We start from the raw sequence: 22,164 nt of genomic DNA, 5'->3' as shown, positions 1-22,164 counted from the left end.
AAACTAAAAGCAGTACTTTTGATGTCAGGGCTTAAGTGATAATTGTTTTGTGACGATATATGTATAGATAAGGATGAGTATGTAGAAATGCGGGGAGCGGTCAGTGTTTTTGTAAAACAACTAACTCCGTCACCTGAGATTCTCTTGGAGGTGCTTTATGAAAATACAACAGAACACGGATGTTCAAATTAATCCTTTTCAAAATCAGGATAATGCCCGGGCTACCACAGGTGTAGGGCAGTCTGTACATAAGAGTGGCAATCTGTCCTCAGTATCCGGTGCTAATCTGAAAGGGGAAAGCCTTGTTCAGCAGAGGCAGGGCCTTGCAAGAAAACAGGCACTTAAGGTTGTGTCAGATGCTTTTGGCGGTGAGAAGAAGCTGGATGCACAGATGCAGGGCATTAAAGATGAGATAAAACGTCTTCAGGATGAGATAAACGAAAAGGCTGCGAACACGATGGAGAATGATGCCAGATTAAAAGAGCTTCAGGAAGAATATGGTATTGATCCAGAAGGGGAAGAGAGCAAAGAGCTGTCAAAGCTGGCGTTTAAGCTGAATAATTCCAAAGATGGTTTAACTGATGAAGAGATCAGTAAAATGTCGGAGTATCAACAGAAAGCACTTTATTATGTGGCAGCAAATCAGCAGAACTCTCTTGATATAGACAGGGCCAAAGCGCAGCAGATGGGAAATGTTCAGGGCTATGCAGATATGAAAAGAGAACGAGCTAAGTCACAAGATATGCTTAAGGCACAGGATGCAGCTGAAGAGATTATGGATGCAGCAAACGGTGAGGCGATAGCTCTTTTGACGCAGGAAGCAGTTGAGCATGTAGATGAAGAGCAGAAAGAGCGCGAGGAAGAGGCCAAAGAGGCTGCCGAAAAGAAGAAAGAAGAGAAGAAGGAAGAAGCAAAGAAACTCGAAAAAGAAGCTATGCAGCAGGAAATGATAGAGAATATCAAGGAACACGCAGCAGAGAGCCAAAGAACCAGTGCTGATACCAAACGGGCTATTGCAAGAAGAGAACGTGCAGAAGCTGACAGCATGGGAGCAGAGGATGCCCAGAGAACTATTATTTCTGAGAGTGCATCTATGAAGGATACGCAGAATGCTGTTAATTCTGAAATTACGAATATCCTCAATAAGCTGAGCTTACTTTCAAATGATGTTAAGGGCAGCGCTGTTGACAGTCAGATATAAGAAGGCTATTCATGACATAGATGATGCTATTGGTGACATTAGTATTATCTGATAAAGGATTGATGCCGAAAGGAAAAAGAGAAACCCTTGTGATATTTACAAATCATGTACAAGGAGGTAGATGATTATGGCAGGAATCAATATAACTTCAGTGAACAGACAGGTAAAAGACATTAGTCAGGAAATATATGCTGCAAAGTTGCAGCGTGACGAGGTGCAGTCAAAGTCTGTGAACAAGGATAAGAGCAGTGGCTTACAGAACGCTGTCGCCGATAAACTAAGTGATAAATCTAACATAAATACTGCTTTCTCAGATACGGCAGCTACTTTGTCTATTTCTGCTTTAGGCGCTGAAGAATTGGAAAAAGTAAGAGATTCCTGGAATAATCATCCTGTCAGCGCGTTATATGAAAAAGATATACCGGTAAGCAAAAATGCAGAGGGTGTATATAAAATTGGCGGAGCTTCATTTAATGATGAGGAGTTATCTGCAGCAAGAGATTTGATAACAGGTGTCGGAAGTCAGTTAAAGAATGGATATCTCAGTTACAGAGATTATGCAAAGATGGAAGTAGCACAGAAGGTTGTTGATAACCGTGCTTACGAAGGCTTTAATGATGATCAGGCCAAAGCTATTAGCAAGGCTATGAAAGACTACAATAATAACCTGATCAGAACTCAGGAAAGGATGCTGGCAAACAAGAAAACTAAGACTAATGATGATCCTGAATCCGGAAAATATTTTGGCATTGAGGTTCATGTGCCAAATGAAGTAAGAAAATCATCTAATGAGTATGCAAGCACTGATATTGCAACAAATCAGGATCTTATTGCAAACATCCGTTACAACATCATAAATACAGATTTTTCAGACAAAGAGACGGTAAACAAATTAAAAGCCTCATATGATGAGTTGATGAGACCTGCTTATAATGCACAATATCCAGATGTGCTCAAGGTTAACGTGGATGATGTGATATCTAAAGATATAAGCGATTTTCTTAAACTTGTTGAATATGCAGATAAGTGGGGATAGATAAATGATATAATGAAGACAGAAATAGAGATGTTTCCGATGTAAGAGCATCGTAAAAAGTTGTGCTGTAGATGGAGCAGGGTAAGCTTTCCACCACATAAGATGCCATTTGCAGGTATCAAGCCCGGCAATGGGGATAAACGTTGTAGTCCAGGCAGGGGACTTAATTATTTCTGCACCTTTAAGGCATCTTAACTGGGTGCTAAGGCTGACAACCAGCAGAAAACTCTTTGACACAAGACGGCATTAATGCTATATTCAAGATACAAAAAGGTACTACCCGTACAGCAACGGCTAGTCCGAAATTATACGATTATTAAAATAACCGCTAGTTTTCGAGGCTGAGCGGTTATTTTAATGCTTGCTATTCCGACCTATGGAATAGCCGAGACCGAAGAATGTTGCGCAAAGCGCAAGTACTGCAATCAAGCCTTCCATGGTTATCATAGGGCAGGTTCCTCCTATAGGTATTCTCTTGCGAGTTTCTATATTAACAGGGCTTGTACTCCCTGATAGAGGACTAACCGCGACCGTTTAGGTAGCACCAATAGCATAATTATAGCAGTAATCATAGGCTTGTAAACTTAAATCGGTATGGAAGATATGGAGTTATACTATTTCGTATACTGTATCTGAGAAAGCAAAAACTGTTTGACCAGTTGTTTGACCAAGAGGTCAGTCGGTGTTGTCAAACCTCCTTTCCATGCGGGTTTTGAGAATTCTCAATCGTGTTCGAATCACGTCACTCCGATTGTCAAAAACCGCTCAGTTGAGCGGCTTTTTTGTGCCCATTTATCAAAATGTGTGACTAAATGGGGAAAAATGTGTGACCAACTCAACCGAATATCTTTGTCTGTAGATCTTTACTTAGCGTACTGTTGTTATCTTTGTTGTAATAGCACGTCATAGTAGAATCTGAATGACCGGCAGTTGCACGAATCTGATCCTCTGGCATTCCTGCTGTATAGGCATCCTGAATGGCACCACGTCTCTGACAATGAGTAGACAAGGGCTCGATACCTACTTTCTTGCAGTATTCCTTGATTTTCTCATTTACTCTGTTGCCTGAAATCGGGAGTTTACCATCACGAGAGCTATTGAAGACATAACGCTTCTGACCGTTGAGCAGATATGCCTCTTTTAAAATGAGAACTGCCTTATCAGTTAACTGAATTTCTCTGGCAATCTCATCAGCCTTCAGATGCTCATCATCAACGTTGACCATTTTTCCTTCAATTTCTCTTTTGGTCATTGAATGCCTTATAATTATGGTTCCTTTTTCAAAATCAACATCATCCCATGTTAGAGCACGCCATTCTCCTGAACGCTGCATAATATTAAGCCATAACCTTATTGCAATGGTGTACACGTCTTGTTTTGGCAAATTACAGAGATAATTGTCCAGAAGCTTTCTGGTCTCTATTGTTGTTGCCTTTTTATGGTGTGATGCTGCTTTCTTGGGGCAACTGGTGTTGGGCATTGCGACAACTGGGTTGGAGTCTATAAGCTTTAGCCAGATGGCATGGTCAAATGTCTGCTTTAAGACACTCTTTGCCTGAGAAATCTGCCTTGCTGTATATCTTCGACTTGCAGTTAATCGCTTGAAGGCATCAATAATGTCACCAACTATGATGGATTTTATTGGCAGTGTGACGAGAATATCATCGCTCCAGTACTTTTTCCAAGCCTGATCCTTTCTTGTAGCTGTAGACAGATCCCGCCTTCCTCACGCAGCTGATCATGATGTGTCTTCTTTTTTTGCTGTCTTTCTATAAATAAAAATAGCAGTTATGCTTTTTTTTATGCGGATTTGCTTTCTTTTTCCGGCATTTTAGCGATTGATTATTAATTGTGCAAGATTATATTGACAACAATCGCAAATTATGAGAATATGGATGAGCGTTAGCAAATGCTAACAAGAGAGGAGCTTATTCATGAAGAATAAATTATTATCTACAATTATGGCAGCAGTTATGGGTTTATCAGTAGTGGCTTGCGGAGCTTCAAATGAGACACAGACTGCCTCAAATTCAGTTAATACAGAGACAGAAGTAAATTCAGAAACAGAGGTAAACTCAGAGACAGCTGAGGGTAAGGCGACAGAGGATGCTTCTACAGACGAGATTTCAGCATCTGAGGATGTTTTCCCGCTCACTATCACACACGGCCTTGGCGAGACTGTTATTGAGTCAAAGCCTGAGAATGTTGTGGCAATTGCGTGGGGCAACCCCGATGTACCTCTTGCTCTTGGAGTTATGCCGGTTGGAATTTCAGAGGCCAATTTTGGACCAAGAGATGAGAATGGACTTCTTGCATGGACTGCCAAGGCTTTTGAGGATGCAGGAGTAAAGCCGAATGTATTTGATGATACAGACGGATGGGATTATGAGGCAATTTCAGATTGTGCTCCTGATGTGATCCTTGCAGCTTATTCAGGACTTAGTCAGGAAGAGTATGACAGATTATCAGAGATAGCACCTGTTGTTGCTTATCCTGAGATTGCATGGTCCACAACATGGCAGGAAGAGACAGTAAATGATGCCATTGCACTTGGCATGGAGAAAGAGGGCAGAGCACTGGTTGAAGATACAGAGAAGCTCATTGCTGATAAACTTTCTCAGTATCCCGAGCTCGAAGGCAAGAGAGTTGCTTTCTTCTGGCTTTCAGAGGATGACCTTGGAACCTTCTACATTTACACAAGCAATGATCCAAGAGCTGCCTTCCTTTCAGACCTTGGATTTGTAACACCTGACAGCGTAAAGAGCCTTATCACAAGTGATCAGGATTTCTCAATCACAGTAAGTGCTGAGAATGCAGATCTTTTGACTGATGTAGATATCATCATCACTTACGGAACAGAGTCACTTGTAGATGCAATGCAGTCCGACGGAAGATTTGCAAACATTCCGGCTGTAAAGAACGGAGCATTTGTGCTTCTCGATTCAAATGATGTTCTTGCAGCAGCAAGCACACCAACAGTTCTTTCCATTCCTTATGCAATTGATGACTATTTGAAAGCGCTTAATGATGCAGCAGAAAAAATTCAGTAATTACAAGTTAATAACAGGGCTGGTGGTGGTGATCGCCTTCGTGCTTTTGGGAGTTTTTCTCTCAATATCCTATGGCAGCAAGAGCATTCCTTTTTCGGATGTGACGGGCTTTTTTACAGGGACACTTACAGATGACTTCACTTCAGCAGTTATCTCAGCCAGAATACCCAGAACAGTTTTTGGACTTCTGGCTGGTGCTGCGCTTGGGGTATCGGGAGCACTGATGCAGGCTATCACCAGGAATCCTATTGCTGACCCAAGTATCCTGGGAGTCAACACCGGGGCTTCGCTTCTTGTGGTGATCGGGATAGCATATCTTAATATTTCCTCCGGAATAAAGCTTATCGGACTTTCTTTTACAGGAGCGCTGCTTACAGCTCTTTTTGTATACGGGATTGCATCAGTGGGCTATGGCGGTGCAAACTCGATAAAACTTGCCCTGGCGGGAGCTGCGGTATCAACAGCTCTTGGAGCGCTGGTAAACACCATTATGCTTCCTGATTCACAGGTCATGAAGGAGTTCAGATTCTGGCAGGTGGGCAGCATAAGCGGAGCTACCTGGGATGATGTAAGGCTGCTTATTCCGTTTTTTGCTGTCGGTGCAGGTTGTGCACTTCTTTGCGCATCCCCTTTAAATGCACTGGCTCTTGGAGATGAGATGGCTGTATCCCTTGGGGTAAAGGTTGGACAGATAAGGCTGTTTACTGCGTTTGCAGGAGTGCTTTTATGCGCGTCAGTTACTGCTCTTGCAGGACCTATCGGCTTTGTGGGACTTATGCTTCCACATGTTTGCAGGCAGCTTTTTGACAATGATCTGAGAATAATAATTCCAATGTCCATGATCGGAGGAGCAGGTCTTTTAACCTTTTCCGATGTACTTGGAAGAATACTGGGAAGACCCGGGGAGCTTGAGGTTGGAATTATTACTGCAATAGTCGGCGCTCCGGTATTTATCTGGATCGTTTGGAAGACAAAGGCAAAGGGTATATGACAAATTCAATAGATAATGATTTAAGAAAAATATATAAAAAGCATGACGTTCAGAACGCCTTTTGCATCGTGGCTCTTGTTGTCATCATCGGCATCCTTTCAGTGTTTATGATGACTCTTGGCAATACTGATTATTCGTTAAAAGAGGTGTTTGGATACCTGTTTAGTAATGAAACAAAAGGAGCTGCATATACCATAAAAACCTTGAGGCTTCCAAGAATGCTGGTAGGCGGTTTTGCGGGATTTGCTTTTGGCATTTCAGGATTTACTTTTCAAAATCTGTTAAGAAATCCTCTTGCTTCTCCGGATATTATAGGAGTTACGGCAGGATCCTCTGCGGCAGCTGTTTTCTGCATTTTGATCCTTGGAATATGCGGTGCGGCTGCTTCCTTTTTTGCCGTGGCAGCAGGACTTATCATAACTACACTGATATTTCTTTTATCAGGAAAAGGACATGCATTCTCAAGCAGGATGATCCTCATAGGAATCGGAATGCAGGCGGTTTTGAATGCACTGATATCATGGATGCTGCTGGTGGGTTCAGAGTATGATGTAGGAACTGCGCTCAGATGGCTTCGCGGAAGTCTTAATCTTGTGCAGATGAGTGATGTGCCGGTAATTGTGACAGTGACTGTTATTTGCAGCGGGCTGCTTCTTATATGTAACAGATACCTTCGTATGATGCAGCTTGGTGACGAATATGCAACGACACTCGGAGTACCGATGACAGCAGTAAGAGTATGCTGTATGGTCTGCGCGCTTGTGCTTAGTGCAACAGCGACAGCTGCCACAGGCCCGATCGCATCGGTTGCATTCTTATCAGGACCGATTGCCCAGAAATGCACCAGGAACGGCAAAAATGCCATGGCTGTTGCAGGCCTTGTGGGAACGATACTTGTTTTTGCATCAGAACTTGTCAGCAAGAACGTTTTTGAGACGAAGTACCCTGTTGGTGTTATAACAGGACTTTTAGGGGCACCGTATCTTCTTTTGTTACTGCTAAACCTGAACAGAAAGGGAGAAAAGATCTAATGGATGGATTTGCACTTAGTCATGATTTCTGTGCCAAGAACATCAGCACGGGATATGAAGAAAAACTGATACTTGAGGATATGAACATTACCATCCCTGCCGGAAAGTTCAGTGTTTTGATCGGACCAAACGGCTGCGGAAAATCAACTTTATTAAAGAGCTTTGCACGTCTCTTAAAACCAAAGTGCGGAAACGTTCTTCTTGACGGAAAATCAATTTACGAACTTCCAACCCAGCACCTGGCAAAGGAGATTGGGCTTCTTCCCCAGTCGCCGATTGTCCCTGCGGGCATAACAGTGGCAGACCTGGTTGCGCGAGGAAGATTTCCTTATCAGAATCTTTTCGGGCAGCTGTCAAAGGCTGACTATGAGGCTATTGCCTGCGCTATGGAAGCAATGGGAATAGCGGAGCTTGCAGATAAGAGTGTGGATTCACTATCCGGCGGCCAGAGGCAGAGAGTATGGATTGCGTTGGTCCTTGCGCAGGACACAGATATCCTTCTTCTCGATGAGCCAACCACCTACCTCGACATTGCATATCAGGTAGAGATCCTGGACTGCCTGGCAAAACTTAACAAATTAAAGAAGACCACAATAGTGGCCATCCTCCACGACATCAACCTATCCATCAGATATGCTGACCACATCTTCGCTATGAAGAAAGGACAGCTCCTTGCAGAAGGAACTCCAGGAGACATCATCACAACTGATCTCATGAAAGAAGTCTACGGCATGGAGAGCTCCATCATCACCGATCCCGAAACCGGAGACCCCTACGTTATCCCAAGGAGCAAAGCCGGCTGATGTTTTGAAAATTATGATGTGAAAATTACCGAAAGATTATTTGCAATAGCAATGGCAGCAGTTGTAATAATGGTTGCAATGGCAGCTCGTAAAAGAGAAGAGAACTAATAATTATATTTAAAAAATATGCATATAGTATCCCTCATTTAATAAAGAATTACCCCCAAAAAAAGAAAGGACCAGTCGTAAAAACGGCTGGTCTTTTCCTGTGACGATTACTATTTGGATGTGACTACTTTTGCTGCTTGTAACAAAAAATATAATTCATGCGAGTAAATTGTGATACAATGAGAAAAAGTGTTGATTGTGAGGATTGCTTGTATGGATTACAGCAGCAAAAAGAATAACGACGAACTTAAGAATGAGATTAAGAATATAGTGGACCTTATTATCGCTGATTACGACAACGGTCGTGACGTGGATCAGATGGATGTCTTTAACCAGCCTGATAGAGATGCGGTAAAAGATATAGTGATAAAGCTCCTCCGTATTATTTACCCGGGATACTCCAGAGATAAGATTTATAAGAGCTACAATGACAGCAACAGAATCGCTATCGTCATTGAGGATGTTATCTACAACATGCAGAAGCAGATAGCAATAGCGTTTCATCATAGTCCCGATTATGCCAATGCATCTGATGAGACCCTTGAATGTGGGGCAAGATGCATTACTCATGAGTTCTTTAAAAAGCTTCCCAAGATAAGAGAGTATGTTGATACCGATCTTCAGGCATGTTTTGACGGAGATCCGGCTGCATACAGTAAGGGAGAGATTATTCTTTCTTATCCGGGATTGCTGGCAACAACCATCAATAGAATTGCCCATGAGCTATATCTTCTCAAGGTGCCGCTTATTCCCCGCATGATGACAGAGTATGCCCACAGCAGAACAGGAATCGATATTCATCCCGGTGCTACAATCGGTAAGTATCTCATGATAGATCACGGCACGGGCATTGTTATTGGCGAGACTTCCATAATAGGTGAGCATGTCAAGATATATCAGGGAGTTACCATAGGCGGTCTGTCCACAAGAGGCGGTCAGTCCCTTAAGGGTGTAAAAAGACATCCCACAATCGAGGATAATGTAACTATCTACGCCGGAGCTTCTATACTTGGCGGTGAGACAGTTATAGGAAAAGACTCAGTTATCGGCGCGAATGCATTTATCACAGAATCTGTACCGGAAGGCAGCCGCATTAGTATGCAGAGATGCAGATGATAGTAATAAAATATGATTAGATAAAAATATCCATGACAATAATTGTCATGGATATTTTGTGTTATAAACAACAAATATGGATTATACGTAAAAACATAGTTCATCAGATAAACTCGCAGCTTGCAAATATGTTGTTTACTGCTGCCATGTATTCGCCTTTACTGCGGGCCTTGCGAATTGTCTTGAGACACTTCTCGTTATCCTTGAAATGAACGTGCACAAAGGCCCAGTGTTCCAGCATTTTGAAAATGACATTTCTATCTTCTGGGATAAACTTGGCATATTCTTCATAGAGTCTTGCGAGATACTCACGAAGCTCATCGGCCTGCAGAGGCTGTCCTCCGCGAAGTTCTCTTGCAAGGGCCGGATTGGCCAGTAGGCCTCGTCCCATCATTACGGATGAAATGGGGCAGAAATTATGGATGGATTCAGAAGGTTTTTCTTCAGTATTCTCATCCGGTGAAAGACCTAAAAAATGCATCAGGTTCCGATAATCATCCAAAGAGTTAATATCTCCGTTGTAACAGATGTCTGCCGTACCACCGTTTTCTCTGTAAATCTCTACAGCTTTTTTGAATGCGTCAAGTCTTGGCTTTCCCTGGTAAAAATCTTCCCTGACTCTGGCATGAATGGTAAGCTCAGATATTGGGTATTTGGCATATACTTTCATGAGCTCTTCGGCTTCGGAGTCATCATAGAAACCAAGTCGTGTCTTGACTGAGATGCTAAGGCTGTCATTGTTTTCGGCACTAGCTGTAGCTTTTGAAGAGGTTGCAGCTCCAAGTTCATTAAATATCCCATTAAGAAACTCATCCAAATAATCAGTGTCCTGTAAAAGACCTGAGCCCTTGTGCCTGTTTGTAACAGTGGCAGCGGGACATCCAAGATTAAGGTTTATTTCATTGTATCCTAGTGTCTGCATTTCTTTTGCTGCCCAAACAAAAGTATTGACGCGGTTTGACATGATCTGGGGAATAATGACATTGCCATAATCCTCAAAGCCTTGGGCAAACTCCGGCATCACATCTCTTTTTTCCCTTTTCTTGAAATGATAGTTGTGGTGAGCAGTCAAAAAAGGCGTGTAATACTTATCTATAGCATCTCCGAAAATCTCGTGATGAACGTTTCTGAGCGGATATAAGGTTATTCCCTCCATGGGTGCGAAATAATATTTCATAGAGCTCCTGTTCTTATATAATTGTTATTTTTTCATAACACTTTAAACACATTTGGAGTATAATATATTCTTGTCTAGTAAACAAACGAAATATTAGTGTATCTGCATCTTGCGATAATATCAAGTAGCAAAATAATGCACTGAGGAAATGGGGAATGGGAACATGAGTCAGGAGAAAATTGACGCTTACAAAAAAGAAAAATCAGGACGTAAGGAAGCTATCGCCAAGCACAAGAAGAAGGTAAAGATTGCGAAGATTTCCAGCATCGTTGTTGTAGTAGCAATTGTAGCTGCAATTGTAGGATCTATTCTTTGGAACAACTTTGGAGGAGCAAACTCAGAGGCTGCTGAGGCTGCATCAGTAGAAGTTTCAGTTGATGAATCATCAGTAGATACTTCGGTTGAGGCGGCTGCAGAGACATCTGTAGAGGATGCTGCTTCAGAGGCTTCATCAAACTGATATAATTTAATATAGTTATTTGCCGGAGTTGCCGATTCGATGGTGACTCCGGTTTTTTTGATTAATTAAGGTTATGGACTAAGGTTTGGTACAAATGATGCCGATAATAGGAATGAGATAGTATATCTTCATTTCTTTTTTCGTGCAAAGGGATTGCAATCGGGTACAGGGACGTACGCTTATAAAAGAGAGTGCTTTACGAAGATTAGCATATATCGGAGGTACGTGTCCTATGATGAGATCACTTTGGTCCGCAGTTTCAGGTCTGCAAACACACCAGCTTGAGATGGATGTCATTGGTAACAACATAGCCAATGTCAATACAACTTCATATAAGTCCCAGGCTACGGGATTCCAGGATGTTCTTTATCAGACCATCAAAACAGGTGCTGCAGGAACAGCTACCAAGGGATCTGTTAATGCAGATCAAATCGGGCTTGGCGCCAAGATGGGATCAATCAACATTAATATCACCAAAGCCGGCTCGGCCCAGACAACATACAATCCGCTGGACCTTATGATTACAGGAGACTCATTCTTTATCATCAGCCCCGATAGTACAACACTTAACTACAGTAGAGACGGTGGCTTTACTATTGATGCAGAGGGTGACCTTGTTACGCAGAATAATGGCTACTATGTTATGGGAACAATGGGCGATGGCGATATAACTGAAGGTGCAGCTGTTACCAAGCTTAGAGTTATGGACAGGCAGACAGAGAGACAGGGCTATGATGCACAGGGAAATCCCTACACATACATGGTAGATACCATGCCTGGTTCAGCTACAACCGCTTCATATATGAAGGGGAATATTGATAGCGATGACCCTACATTAAAAGAAGGTAAGATCGTAATGATCGAAGCCTATGGAACTGATGGGGAAGCTTATACAATTAAGTTCAAGATTGACGATGCAGGGGATGATGACATAGGTACATTTAATCTTAGCGTTGATGCTATTTTGGATAAACAGGGAAACAGGCAGCCGGTTAACAAGCAGACGTTCCTTCTTAATTATGATAAACATGATGGAAAACTTCTGACTAATCAGATGATAAATCTGAATGCAGGAGGAAATCTGGCTACTATTTCACTGGATATGTCCAATACATCCAACTATGCAAGCAGCATGGGAAATCATCAGTCCACAATTTACGCATATAAGGGCGATACAAAAGGACTTAATAAGGGATATCCTGAGGGAGAACTTACAGGGATTTCTGTTACAGATAACGGTTCAATTTACGGAAAATACTCCAATGGCGAGACAATCAAGAAGGGACAGATAGCAGTAGCGATGTTTAACAATGCTATGGGACTTGAAAAGGTTGGCGATAATCTGTACGCTGAGTCATTGAACTCCGGAGCTGCCATGATACAGGATATTACCCAGAACGGCGGCTATATGCAGTCAGGTGTTTTGGAGGCCAGCAATGTAGATCTTGCCAAGGAGTTTACAGACATGATCACAACTCAGAGAGGCTTCCAGGCAAACAGTAGAGTAATTACTACTTCAGATGAGCTTTTACAAGTACTAAAAGGTTTAAAAAGATAATAAAAAATAGTATGGAAATTCTATAAACTTTGGAAACTGCAAAAAATATTAAATTTATATGAAATTTTGATTCACAGAGCTGGACTGATGTTCAGCTCTTTTTATGTCGGAAACTGTGAAAATTCTATGAAAAAGTGGTTGTATTCTATTTGGCCATGGTATATATTAACAGTACACGGCACAAATAATGTTAACTTAAATAAAATAATTTTAACTAAATTTAGTTAAGATTCATATTAAAATAAAAGGCAAAGCCATTGAAAAATGGTGACGCAAAGCTAAAGGGTCTTAATCGCTTGAAAGCGAAAGATAGCCAGTTGCTGGTGTCGGATAGGCATCATCAGATGGCCGCTACTGTTATAAATGAAGTACAGACGGTCATTTTTTTTGAGTAATTATAGTACACAAGGGTTCAAGGATGAACGGGCTGTATAGGTTATGCAGTCAAGTACACGGAGTATTACTATCTAGTAGCTAATCTGGCTTTGTGTTTGCCTTTGACTATATTTGGCGGGTATTTTGCACAGGCTGGGTTTTTCTGAGCAAGATACCTTTTTCTTTTGTCCGGAACTAAATAGTAATTTCTTATTATAAGGAAAAGATATGGCAGATATAAATCTTAAGAAGCTTAGCAGAGCAGAACTGCTGGAAATGATGATCTCTTTTTCAGAAGAGGCTGAGGCTGCTAGGAAGCACGAAACAGAGCTCAAGGAAGAGCTTGAAAAAGAAAAACTTCAACTGCAGCATGATTTCGCAGAGGAAAGAGCAGCAATGCTTAAGAACTTTGATGAAGAGAAAGCTCAGATGCGTGAGAAGTTCAATGAGCAGAAGGCTCAGATGCAGGAGAAGTTCGATAAGGATATTGCAGGTCTCAAGGCAAGACTAACAAGAGAGAAGTCAGAATTGCAGAAACAGGTAGATGATTCTCTTATGAAGATAGAGAATTCTCAGTCTCTTGCAGAGGCTTCAATCCAGCTTGGCGGAATTATGGAGTCAGCGCAGAAGGCAGCAGATCTTTATGTCAACACTCTCAAGAAGAGCGCTGAGGCAGAGTATAAGGCTCTTATGCTTGATATAGAGAAGAGTAAGCTCAGAGTTAAGAGAGCAGAAGAACTGCAGATGAAGGAAATAGCGGACAAGGCAGGCAAGACTGTAGATCAGCTAGTAAATGAAGTTACAGAAACTGAGGTAGAGACAGAAACTAAGACAACAGAGGTGAAGACAACTAAGGCGAAGACAACTAAGGCAAAGACTACTGAGGAAAAGATAGAAGAAACTACCGAGAAACCTAAGAGACGCACAACCAGAAAGAAAAAAGATGAGTAATAAGAAGAAAGATAATCTTTCTGAGTATAAGCCTTCTGTAGAGGATTTAAGGAAGGAACTTAAAAGAGAGAACAACAAAAAAGAATATAGAAATGTTCTGAGAAATACACTTATTGTTGTGGTATTTGTGGCTGCTATAGCAGTGTTGATCTCCAGCTTTTACGTAACAGTTCTTAAGGTTACTGGAGATAGCATGACACCAACTCTAGAAACTGGACAGATAGTAATCGCCCAGAACAGTAAAGAATTTGAGGCGGGAGATTTGCTTGCTTTCTACTATAACAATAAGGTTTTGGTAAAAAGAGTAATCGGTTCACCGGGAGATTGGGTGAACATTGACTCAGAAGGTAAGGTTTCAGTAAATGGCGTTGCACTTGATGAGACCTATGCATCAGATTTCAGTTTGGAACCAACAGATATTGAATTTCCTTATCAGGTTCCGGAGAACAGATGGTTCGTACTGGGGGATCACAGAAGCGTATCCATTGATTCCAGATCAAGCGTTGTAGGTTGTGTGACCAAGGAACAGCTGATCGGTAAGGTTGTTTTCAGAGTATTTCCATTCAATGTATTTGGTGGACTTTGATATAAAGATTTGAAGGTAGTCAAAAAAGATATTAGAGGTATATCGGCATGCGCATAGTTGATGAGAATCGCGCACAAAACTACATAAAGAAGCATCGAAATAACAAGAGATGGCTTGCTTTTGCATTATGCGTTTCTCTCTTTACTGGTACGGTGACGCTGTATCTTTTGAACAAGCCGGCAACTGCTATGACAGAAGACGGTGCGGCGCAGGTTGGACTTGTTTTGGAAACAGCTGATTCGGACTTTGAAATGGGTCTTATTGAGCAGATGAAAGATAGAGAGTCAGATGCTCAGAAGGATACAACGGTAACAGATTCATCTGACAACATTGTTACCGTAGATGTTTCACAGCTGGGTGACGGGGACCTGGGTGATGGTGAAACGTCTAAAACCTGGGAGGATATCATAGAAGCAATTCCGGAGGATGAAACTGGGAAGAATGCAAATGCTGCAAACTCAGCTTCATCCGGGGAAGCTTCTGCTGCTTCTTCCAATGCTTCTTCAAACGAGAGCACGGAGGCAGTTTCAGATTCTTCTTCCGATGCTGATGCGGCATCAAGTGCTTCGTCAGATGCGGCTGCAGCAACAAGCGCTTCTAGCGCAGAGGTAGTAAAGGTTGACAGCTTAGAAGATGTCAAGGATGTGGCTCTTACAGCCAGGTATGTTGATAATTCGGAAAAAGAGATCGCGCAAAGCGGTGAGCTCTTCGGTGCTGACGAGGAGAACGACAAGACAGCACTTGATTTTACCAAGGAATACAAGGTAATTGAGAATTACTACTTTGTAGATGCCAAGTATGATGGCAAGAAGATAGTAAGTCTTGAGAAGAAGACCGGAGAAGCTGAGGTAAAAGCCGAAGCTAAGGATTCAGACAAGACAGACGAGGCAGCAGCTCTTTCAGCAAGTACTGATGATGAGATTACTTCCTCAGATAAAAAAGTAAAATTCACCTATTTCGAAGCTAAGACTTCCGAGGGTGAGAAGATAGAGATCAAAAAGGATGCTGAAATAGTATTTAACTACGTGGCAGCCAACACAAAAGAGAGCTTTGAGTTCAAAAATGATGAAGTTACAGTAACAGTTAAGCTCTCCAAGCCGGGAATACTTCCTGAGGGCGTAGCACTTTCAGTTAAGACAGTAGATAAGAATACAGAAGGCTACAACTACGAAGCTTATATCGATGCTCTTAACAAGAGCGCGGAAGAGATAGCTAAGACCACCGGTGATGACAAGCAGGAAACATATGATGAGAACAATGTAGTTCTTTTCGATATCGCATTCATGCTTGATGAAATCGAATATGAACCTAAGGATGGAACAGTTTCAGTTTCAATCAGCTTTAACAATAAGCAGATTTCAGATGGACTTGGAACGACAGATTCTGAAGAGGTTTCACTGGTTCACCTTCCTGTTGCGGAAGAAGTAATGCAGGAACTTGACACAACCAGCGAGGCTACAGAGATAACAGCAAGTGATATTTCCGTAGAGATTCTTACAGGCAGCAATGTAGAGCTTGGTGGCAGCAAGGATGTAGTTTCTTTTGAAACAAATGCCTTTTCAATGTACGGTGCCATCAAGAATAGCTCAGAAGATAGCTGGGATGGTAATAAGATATACACAGCCAAGGAAATAATTAAGTGGCTGGGTGATGCTACATTCTTTGGCGTAGTTGCCAATTACTATGACGGTGGTAACAACCACAGTGAAGCAAACATTGCAGTAAACACTATCGGAAAAGTTCAGAACTATACAATTGGTATTTCAACGCAGGTTCTGACAACCATTGATGATTTTAAGATCACTGTTGAGAAAGTTGTAAAAGGATCTCCTAAGGTTGGAACATTTAACTTCGGATTATTCTCAGATGTTAAGGGCAAGACCAAGATAAATGGTGGCGATTTCACTATAACAACTGATGGAAACGGTAAGGGAACATACACCTTTGATTTGTCCAAGCTTCAGAAGGATAATGGCACTACATATCCTAGAGTTTATGTATACGAGCTTGATGATGAAGGCAATGCTGTCATGGACGGCGATGTTTCCGGAGCATACAAGGTAACTTATGGCGGCGATGCCATAGAGGCTCCTGCTGATGCAGTTGGATTTTTCAGTGACAACTACATTATCAACATGAACGGTTATGATCCTGTGAATGTTCTTGAGAAGGTCGATGGAGCAACAATCTACTATGCAACAGGTTGGGATACTTACATCGGCATAACCTACTATCAGAATCAGGTATATGGTAAGAAGCCGGACGGCACAATGGGATATACCAATTATGTTCGTACCGATTACAACAAGCGAATGCCTGTTGATATCGATACTATGAGAAACCAGGCTCGTGAGGCTTCACAGAAACTTGCTTATGCGACATCTAGTGGCGATGTTGAGGTTGTGAATATAGTTGCAACCAAAACTAACGGCGATTTACAGACAGACCTTAGTACCAAGTACTTCAAGAATGAACAAGATAAAAACAATTATGCCGTAAATACTGGTTTCAACTTAAGTGATGATAAGATCCTTGTTATAAATGTTGATTTGACCGGAGCTACAAACTATACGCTCCAAAAGATTAAATACAATGGTAAAGGAACAGGAGATTGGAGCGAAGCTGCTAATCACATTGTTCTTAATCTTGTACAGAGGGATACTAACGGAGACTTTGTTCCATATACAGGATCTGTTACAGCCAACATAATGTCAGGAACTTTGATAGCACCAAATGCTACCATAAGGACTACAGGTTCCTACAGCGGAACCATTGTAGCAGATTCAGTTATCAAGGAATGTGAGATTCACAAGATGGATATGAGACGTTACCTTGATGCTTCTGCAGACATTACTATTACAAACGAAGGTAACGAAGAAATCGTTCCTTTTGAAATCAAGGCATACAAATATGTTAACGACGTTGAGCCAGATGGCAATGAAGTCTTTGATTTCACTTTGAGATTCCTCGATGCGAATAAAAAGTGGAAGGTAGTTAAGACAGACTTACATAATGACAGCGATGTTATCAAGTATGCAATATCTAATCCGAGTGATGAGCTTGGAATGCACTATGACAATGGCAAAGATAATAGCACCTATTACTTCCTTCTGACTGAGAATGATACAACAGGTTATTACGAGAAGGATGAGACAGGAATTCTTGTAAAGGTTAAGTATTATCCTAAGAGAGACATAAAGGGTGATGTAACCAGGGTAATAGATGAGGTCAACTATTACAGAGTACCTGCTGAGGGCGTCACAAACATGATAAACTCAGGCACCATCGATAATACCTATAATGCTGATAAGTATAGGATTAAGGCTGACAGAGAAGCCAAAGATGGTAAAGAATACGGTAAGGTTGCATTCTTTAACAAGAATACCAAGACAACACTTCTTAGAATCCACAAGATGGTAGTAAACGATCTGGGATCCAAGGTAGTAAGAGATGCAATTGATGGAACGGCGCTTCTTGATACTGTTATGTTCCGTATTACCAATAATGATACGGGTAATTATATAATCCTGGATGGATTTATTGCTGAAAAAGGGCAGATTAAAACTAATCCATGCTATGAGTATGATGCAAAGACTCATAAGCAGACAGGTAAGGCATATACTGCAACATACAATCAGAGTGCACAGTGGACAATAGAAGGACTTCCTTCCGGCATTTATACGGTAGAAGAGGTTGCGGATGGAAAGACCTTTACCTACAATTACGACACCAATACCAGCACGGTAAAAGAGGACACAGCAGTCTGCCGAGTTACCAAATATGATGTAACTGTTGATGATGAAGAAACAGGACTTGCAACATACGGAACAGGCGGTGAGAACTACAGAAAGGTATTCTCCTGTGACTTTAACAGTAAGAGCGATAAGCCACCTGCCGTTGTAAAGGTTGGCGGTGCGGTTCAGACTGTTCAGGTATGTAACTACTACAGTAGCCCTGTTGGACCGATTCAGGTGACCAAGAACTTTACTGGTGGTACTTGGACTGACAAGATGAATTTCGAATTCAAGCTTGAGGCTATAAGCTGCGAGGCACACGATTCGGAAGGAAATCCAATATCGATTTCCAAGGAAAATATTCCGATGCCGGCAGGTGGTAACACTGTTACATTGACATCAAGTGATGCTACCTATGATGAAAACACCGGTAGGTACACAGCTGTTGCAGAGTTTGATTCAATACCTTACAGATATGAAGGTACTTACGTATATAAGATTACTGAGACACCCGGTGACATAAAGGGAGTAACCTATGACTCTACTGTCTACTATGTAGAGGTTAAGGTTTCCAAGAAACACACTACTTTTACGAACAGGCATAATATCAAGAACCTGACACATCCTATGGCTGACCACAATTATGGCGGCAAGTACGATGTGGATGGACAGACAGTAGTAACGGATGATTTCTTCTATCTGGGAGCAGACATCAGGTATGCGACAGATGAAGGCTTCACCAATGTCATTCACGAATGTGAACTGTACATTAAGGAGAATCCTGATACATCCAAGCCTGAAGAACTTAAGTTCCTCGTTCGTACTAAGAGCGGCTCGGTTTCAGATGTAGCCTTTAACAACTCGATAGCAGGAAAGCTTACTGTTGTAAAGGAATGGTATAACTCTGAAGGCAAGAAAAATCAGGACTCTCACACATCTTTGACTCTCCAGATTTGGCAGAGAACAGTAGATAAAGATGGAAATGCATCTGATTGGAAGATATATGAAGGAACAACAATTCAGCTGTCCAAGGACAATAAATGGAAGCAGAAGGTTGAGAATCTTCCACTTCAGGATGAGCACGGTAACTCCTATGAGTACTGCGTAAAAGAGCCGGATGAATACCTGTTAACCTATCAGGTATCCTACTCCTATGGCAAAGATACTAAAGGCAATGCAAAGACTTATAACGGAAATGCGCAGAGCAAGATAACCGTTGGACAGTCTGAAGTTACAGATACAGGATATGCCATGTCGGTCAAGAAAAATGGTACAGATTATGGCACAGTAACTATAACCAACAGATCTCTTGTGACCAACACACTTCCGTCAACAGGCGGAATCGGAGAAGGTCCGGTCAGAGCATTTGGAATTATGCTTCTTGCATTTGCACTTATGGGATACGGTTTATACCGAATCAGCTTTAGAAAAAAGCGTAACTAATAACATGTATTTAGAGCACACAGCGCTTTAAAGAATAAAAGATCAAAAGACAAGATTCAAAAGGAGAAGAAAATGAAAGCACTTAAGAGACTAGTAATTGCACTTCTTGTATCAGTAATGGTACTTGGTGCCAGCATCACAGCCTTTGCTGCTGATGGAAGTATTAAGATCACAAACGCAAGAAAAGGTCAGGAATACAACGCATACCGTGTATTCGACTTTGTTGTAGCTGACGAGACAGATGTAAATGATAAGAACCAGTATACTGGCGGTATTTACAAACTTTCAACAAAATTTGCAGACTTTACAAGCAGCTATTTCACAGTAGGTGATGGCGGAATCCTTGATACATCAAATATCGCTACAGAGACTGACGCTAAGGCATTTGGTCAGGAAGTTCTTGCATATGTAGCAGAAATGAAAGCTAAGAAAACACCAATTGCACCTGATGCAACAAAGGTTGCTAACGGAGAAGGTGAAGAGCAGGTAGTAGAAATGCTCGGTCTTGAGTATGGTTACTATGTAATCGATTCTTCACTTGGTAGCGTAGTTACTGTTGATACAACTCGTCCTTTCGCAGAAGTAACGGAAAAGAATGATGTTCCTGATATTGAGAAGGAAGTAATTGAGAACTCAACAGGCAAAGCTGGACAGAACAACGATGCTCAGATTGGTGACACAGTAGTGTTCACTATCAAGGCTACTCTTATGGCAAACGGTGAGAACTACGAGATTGTCGATACAATGACAGAAGGTCTTACACTTGTTCAGGATAAAATTGAAGTATCATTTGAAGAGGGCCCTGCTGTAGCATATGATGCTCCTGTTACAAATGAGCATGGTTTTTCAATTAAGTTCACAGCAGTTCCTACAGCTAAAACAGTATGTAAAGTTACATATCAGGCTGTTGTAAATGAAAATGCACTTATTTCAAGCGATGTAAACAAGAACGAAGCTTATCTTAAATATGGTAACAACACAGAAACAACACACAAAGAGACTGAGACAAAGACTTATCCATTAAAGCTTACAAAGGTTGAGACTGGTAAAAACGTTATTCTTCCTGATGCAGAATTCAAGATGATCAGAAAGTCAACCGGAGAAGTTCTTAAGTTTACAGTTTCAGCAGATGGTACATATAGAGTAGATCCTAACGGAAATGAAGTGATCAAAACAGTTGCTGAAAACGCATTACTGATTGTTGGTCTTGATACAGAGACATATATTCTTCAGGAGACAAAGGCTCCTGCAGGATACAACCTTCTTGATACAGATGCTACAGATGCTAAGGGAACCAAGTATACACACGCTACTGAAGTAACTGTTAGCGCTAACTCATCAATAGTTAAGGATGAGGAGGGCAATGTAAGCTTCGAAAATGTTCAGAATGCAAAGGTTGAGGATAGCACTGGTTCAGTTCTTCCTTCAACAGGTGGAATCGGAACAACAGTATTCTATATCCTTGGTGGTGTTCTTATCATCGCTGGTGTAGCATACTTCATGCTTCGCAGAAAAGCTCAGGCAGAGTAATCGGCCCGGTATCGAAAAGTTTTGTATATTTGAATCTTGTTTCTGAGATATAAAGAAACTTCCTGTATTTTCCGAAAGAGTTATATATGCTCTTTCGGGAAGTACAGATTTGATTCAAAATGATTTGTTTTTACTGATGGAAGTAGGATGAATAAGAAACTTAAAAAACAAATACCCAATATAATATTTGCTTTGGTGTTTTTGGTTGGATTAGCAATCTTCCTATACCCTTCAGTTAGTAATTACATTAACTCCAAGCATCAGAGTAGGGCTATTTCCAATTATGAGGAAATGCTTAATACCATATCCAAGGAAGATTATTCCAAGTTTTGGCAGGAAGCAAAAGCCTACAACGAAGAACTGGCTCAGAAGACCTTGAATTTTTCTCTTACTGACGAGGAACTTGCCCAGTACAACAAAATCATGGATCCTACGGGAACCGGAATTATTGGATATATTGAGATAGAGAATATCGGAGTCAACCTGCCGATATACCATGGAACAACGGAATCTGTTTTACAGGTTGGAATAGGACACTTAGAGGGAACATCTTTCCCAACAGGAACAAAGAGTACTCATGCAGTGCTTTCAGGCCATAGAGGCCTGCCATCTTCCAAACTGTTTTCTGATCTTGATCAGATGATAGTTGGAGATACATTTTTACTTCATATATTGGATCAGACTTTTGCATATCAGGTTGATCAGATTAACATTGTGCTTCCCGAGGAAACCAATGACCTGGCAATTGTCGATGGAAAAGAATATGTCACGCTGGTGACTTGTACACCTTATGGTGTCAATACTCACAGGCTCCTTGTAAGAGCAAAGCGTGTTGATTATAGCGAAGAAACGAAGCTTATCGTTCCGGCGGATGCTACAAGGTACGGAAATATGATAGTAGCACCATTTATCGGAGCACCGCTTCTTTTGATAGCATTTATTTTGTATTTGGTATTTACATCCAAGTGGTTTAGAAATAGAAAGAAGACTAAAAATAAGCCGCATAAATGAGGA

The 22,164-nt window shown here is 41.4% G+C and carries 16 protein-coding genes and 1 riboswitch; of the genes, 14 read left to right on the top strand and 2 right to left on the bottom strand.

Going from position 1 to position 22,164, the window contains the following annotated elements; genetic code table 11:
* The first annotated feature begins 157 nt into the window (after positions 1–157).
* Both G613_RS0104840 and G613_RS0104835 read left to right on the top strand, forming a co-directional pair.
* Positions 158–1,201 carry a hypothetical protein gene (locus G613_RS0104840; RefSeq protein WP_029231581.1) on the top strand — a complete coding sequence of 348 codons (1,044 nt, stop codon included), beginning with the start codon at positions 158–160 and terminating at the stop codon, positions 1,199–1,201.
* Between the two features lie 127 nt (positions 1,202–1,328).
* Positions 1,329–2,237, top strand: a complete 909-nt coding sequence (locus G613_RS0104835; protein WP_029231580.1) for a hypothetical protein — start codon at positions 1,329–1,331, stop codon at positions 2,235–2,237.
* Between the two features lie 835 nt (positions 2,238–3,072).
* Here G613_RS0104835 and G613_RS0104830 read toward each other — a convergent pair.
* Positions 3,073–3,717, bottom strand: a complete 645-nt coding sequence (locus G613_RS0104830; protein WP_029231579.1) for a site-specific integrase — start codon at positions 3,715–3,717, stop codon at positions 3,073–3,075.
* Between the two features lie 454 nt (positions 3,718–4,171).
* Between G613_RS0104830 and G613_RS0104825 the strand changes: the two genes are divergently transcribed.
* From G613_RS0104825 to epsC, 5 genes are all read left to right on the top strand, one after another.
* A complete protein-coding gene (locus G613_RS0104825) occupies positions 4,172–5,287 on the top strand; it encodes an iron-siderophore ABC transporter substrate-binding protein (protein WP_029231578.1) in 1,116 nt (371 codons plus the stop codon).
* Positions 5,262–6,278 carry a FecCD family ABC transporter permease gene (locus G613_RS0104820; protein ID WP_081647781.1) on the top strand — a complete coding sequence of 339 codons (1,017 nt, stop codon included), beginning with the start codon at positions 5,262–5,264 and terminating at the stop codon, positions 6,276–6,278. Before G613_RS0104825 ends, G613_RS0104820 begins: the two co-directional genes overlap by 26 nt.
* Positions 6,275–7,309 carry a FecCD family ABC transporter permease gene (locus tag G613_RS0104815; protein WP_029231576.1) on the top strand — a complete coding sequence of 345 codons (1,035 nt, stop codon included), beginning with the start codon at positions 6,275–6,277 and terminating at the stop codon, positions 7,307–7,309. Before G613_RS0104820 ends, G613_RS0104815 begins: the two co-directional genes overlap by 4 nt.
* Positions 7,309–8,112, top strand: a complete 804-nt coding sequence (locus G613_RS0104810; RefSeq protein ID WP_029231575.1) for an ABC transporter ATP-binding protein — start codon at positions 7,309–7,311, stop codon at positions 8,110–8,112. Before G613_RS0104815 ends, G613_RS0104810 begins: the two co-directional genes overlap by 1 nt.
* A 321-nt stretch (positions 8,113–8,433) precedes the next feature.
* The gene (epsC, locus tag G613_RS0104800; protein ID WP_029231574.1) at positions 8,434–9,336 is read left to right on the top strand and encodes a serine O-acetyltransferase EpsC; all 903 of its coding nucleotides are present in this window, start codon (positions 8,434–8,436) and stop codon (positions 9,334–9,336) included.
* 103 nt (positions 9,337–9,439) lie between these two features.
* Here the strand turns inward: epsC and G613_RS0104795 are convergent, their stop codons facing one another.
* The gene (locus G613_RS0104795; protein WP_029231573.1) at positions 9,440–10,513 is read right to left on the bottom strand and encodes a tRNA dihydrouridine synthase; all 1,074 of its coding nucleotides are present in this window, start codon (positions 10,511–10,513) and stop codon (positions 9,440–9,442) included.
* 163 nt (positions 10,514–10,676) lie between these two features.
* Between G613_RS0104795 and G613_RS0104790 the strand changes: the two genes are divergently transcribed.
* The 7 genes from G613_RS0104790 to G613_RS0104755 all read left to right on the top strand — a co-directional run bounded on the left by G613_RS0104790 (position 10,677) and on the right by G613_RS0104755 (position 22,161).
* Entirely contained in the window at positions 10,677–10,973 is a 297-nt protein-coding gene (locus tag G613_RS0104790; RefSeq protein ID WP_029231572.1) for a hypothetical protein, read from the top strand.
* 232 nt (positions 10,974–11,205) lie between these two features.
* Positions 11,206–12,531 carry a flagellar hook protein FlgE gene (locus G613_RS0104785; protein WP_029231571.1) on the top strand — a complete coding sequence of 442 codons (1,326 nt, stop codon included), beginning with the start codon at positions 11,206–11,208 and terminating at the stop codon, positions 12,529–12,531.
* Positions 12,532–12,768: 237 nt separating this feature from the next.
* Positions 12,769–12,856: riboswitch (cyclic di-GMP riboswitch) on the top strand.
* A gap of 278 nt (positions 12,857–13,134) precedes the next feature.
* Positions 13,135–13,857 carry a hypothetical protein gene (locus G613_RS17865; protein ID WP_029231570.1) on the top strand — a complete coding sequence of 241 codons (723 nt, stop codon included), beginning with the start codon at positions 13,135–13,137 and terminating at the stop codon, positions 13,855–13,857.
* Positions 13,850–14,443: a signal peptidase I gene (lepB, locus tag G613_RS0104770; RefSeq protein WP_029231569.1), complete on the top strand. Its 594-nt coding sequence runs from the start codon at positions 13,850–13,852 to the stop codon at positions 14,441–14,443. Before G613_RS17865 ends, lepB begins: the two co-directional genes overlap by 8 nt.
* A gap of 47 nt (positions 14,444–14,490) precedes the next feature.
* Positions 14,491–19,620, top strand: a complete 5,130-nt coding sequence (locus tag G613_RS0104765) for a Spy0128 family protein (protein WP_029231568.1) — start codon at positions 14,491–14,493, stop codon at positions 19,618–19,620.
* Between the two features lie 72 nt (positions 19,621–19,692).
* Positions 19,693–21,150, top strand: coding sequence for a SpaA isopeptide-forming pilin-related protein (locus tag G613_RS0104760; protein WP_029231567.1), 1,458 nt, complete (start codon positions 19,693–19,695; stop codon positions 21,148–21,150).
* A gap of 147 nt (positions 21,151–21,297) precedes the next feature.
* Positions 21,298–22,161 (top strand): class C sortase, encoded by an 864-nt coding sequence (locus G613_RS0104755; RefSeq protein WP_029231566.1) that lies wholly within the window; start codon positions 21,298–21,300, stop codon positions 22,159–22,161.
* Positions 22,162–22,164: the final 3 nt, after the last annotated feature.

Origin of the sequence: Butyrivibrio sp. VCB2006, from assembly GCF_000420945.1 — a bacterium.
Lineage (GTDB): Bacteria > Bacillota > Clostridia > Lachnospirales > Lachnospiraceae > Butyrivibrio.
This window is presented reverse-complemented; position numbering and strand designations above follow the sequence as displayed.

Bases quoted from the DNA above. Each gene is read 5' to 3' on its own strand.
- G613_RS0104840 (WP_029231581.1), top strand. From the start codon at position 158: ATGAAAATACAACAGAACACGGATGTTCAAATTAATCCTTTTCAAAAT.
- G613_RS0104810 (WP_029231575.1), top strand. From the start codon at position 7,309: ATGGATGGATTTGCACTTAGTCATGATTTCTGTGCCAAGAACATCAGC.
- G613_RS17865 (WP_029231570.1), top strand. From the start codon at position 13,135: ATGGCAGATATAAATCTTAAGAAGCTTAGCAGAGCAGAACTGCTGGAA.
- G613_RS0104795 (WP_029231573.1), bottom strand. From the start codon at position 10,513: ATGAAATATTATTTCGCACCCATGGAGGGAATAACCTTATATCCGCTC.
- G613_RS0104830 (WP_029231579.1), bottom strand. From the start codon at position 3,717: ATGCCCAACACCAGTTGCCCCAAGAAAGCAGCATCACACCATAAAAAG.
- G613_RS0104815 (WP_029231576.1), top strand. From the start codon at position 6,275: ATGACAAATTCAATAGATAATGATTTAAGAAAAATATATAAAAAGCAT.
- G613_RS0104835 (WP_029231580.1), top strand. From the start codon at position 1,329: ATGGCAGGAATCAATATAACTTCAGTGAACAGACAGGTAAAAGACATT.
- lepB (WP_029231569.1), top strand. From the start codon at position 13,850: ATGAGTAATAAGAAGAAAGATAATCTTTCTGAGTATAAGCCTTCTGTA.
- G613_RS0104825 (WP_029231578.1), top strand. From the start codon at position 4,172: ATGAAGAATAAATTATTATCTACAATTATGGCAGCAGTTATGGGTTTA.
- G613_RS0104790 (WP_029231572.1), top strand. From the start codon at position 10,677: ATGAGTCAGGAGAAAATTGACGCTTACAAAAAAGAAAAATCAGGACGT.
- G613_RS0104760 (WP_029231567.1), top strand. From the start codon at position 19,693: ATGAAAGCACTTAAGAGACTAGTAATTGCACTTCTTGTATCAGTAATG.
- epsC (WP_029231574.1), top strand. From the start codon at position 8,434: ATGGATTACAGCAGCAAAAAGAATAACGACGAACTTAAGAATGAGATT.
- G613_RS0104785 (WP_029231571.1), top strand. From the start codon at position 11,206: ATGATGAGATCACTTTGGTCCGCAGTTTCAGGTCTGCAAACACACCAG.
- G613_RS0104820 (WP_081647781.1), top strand. From the start codon at position 5,262: ATGATGCAGCAGAAAAAATTCAGTAATTACAAGTTAATAACAGGGCTG.
- G613_RS0104765 (WP_029231568.1), top strand. From the start codon at position 14,491: ATGCGCATAGTTGATGAGAATCGCGCACAAAACTACATAAAGAAGCAT.
- G613_RS0104755 (WP_029231566.1), top strand. From the start codon at position 21,298: ATGAATAAGAAACTTAAAAAACAAATACCCAATATAATATTTGCTTTG.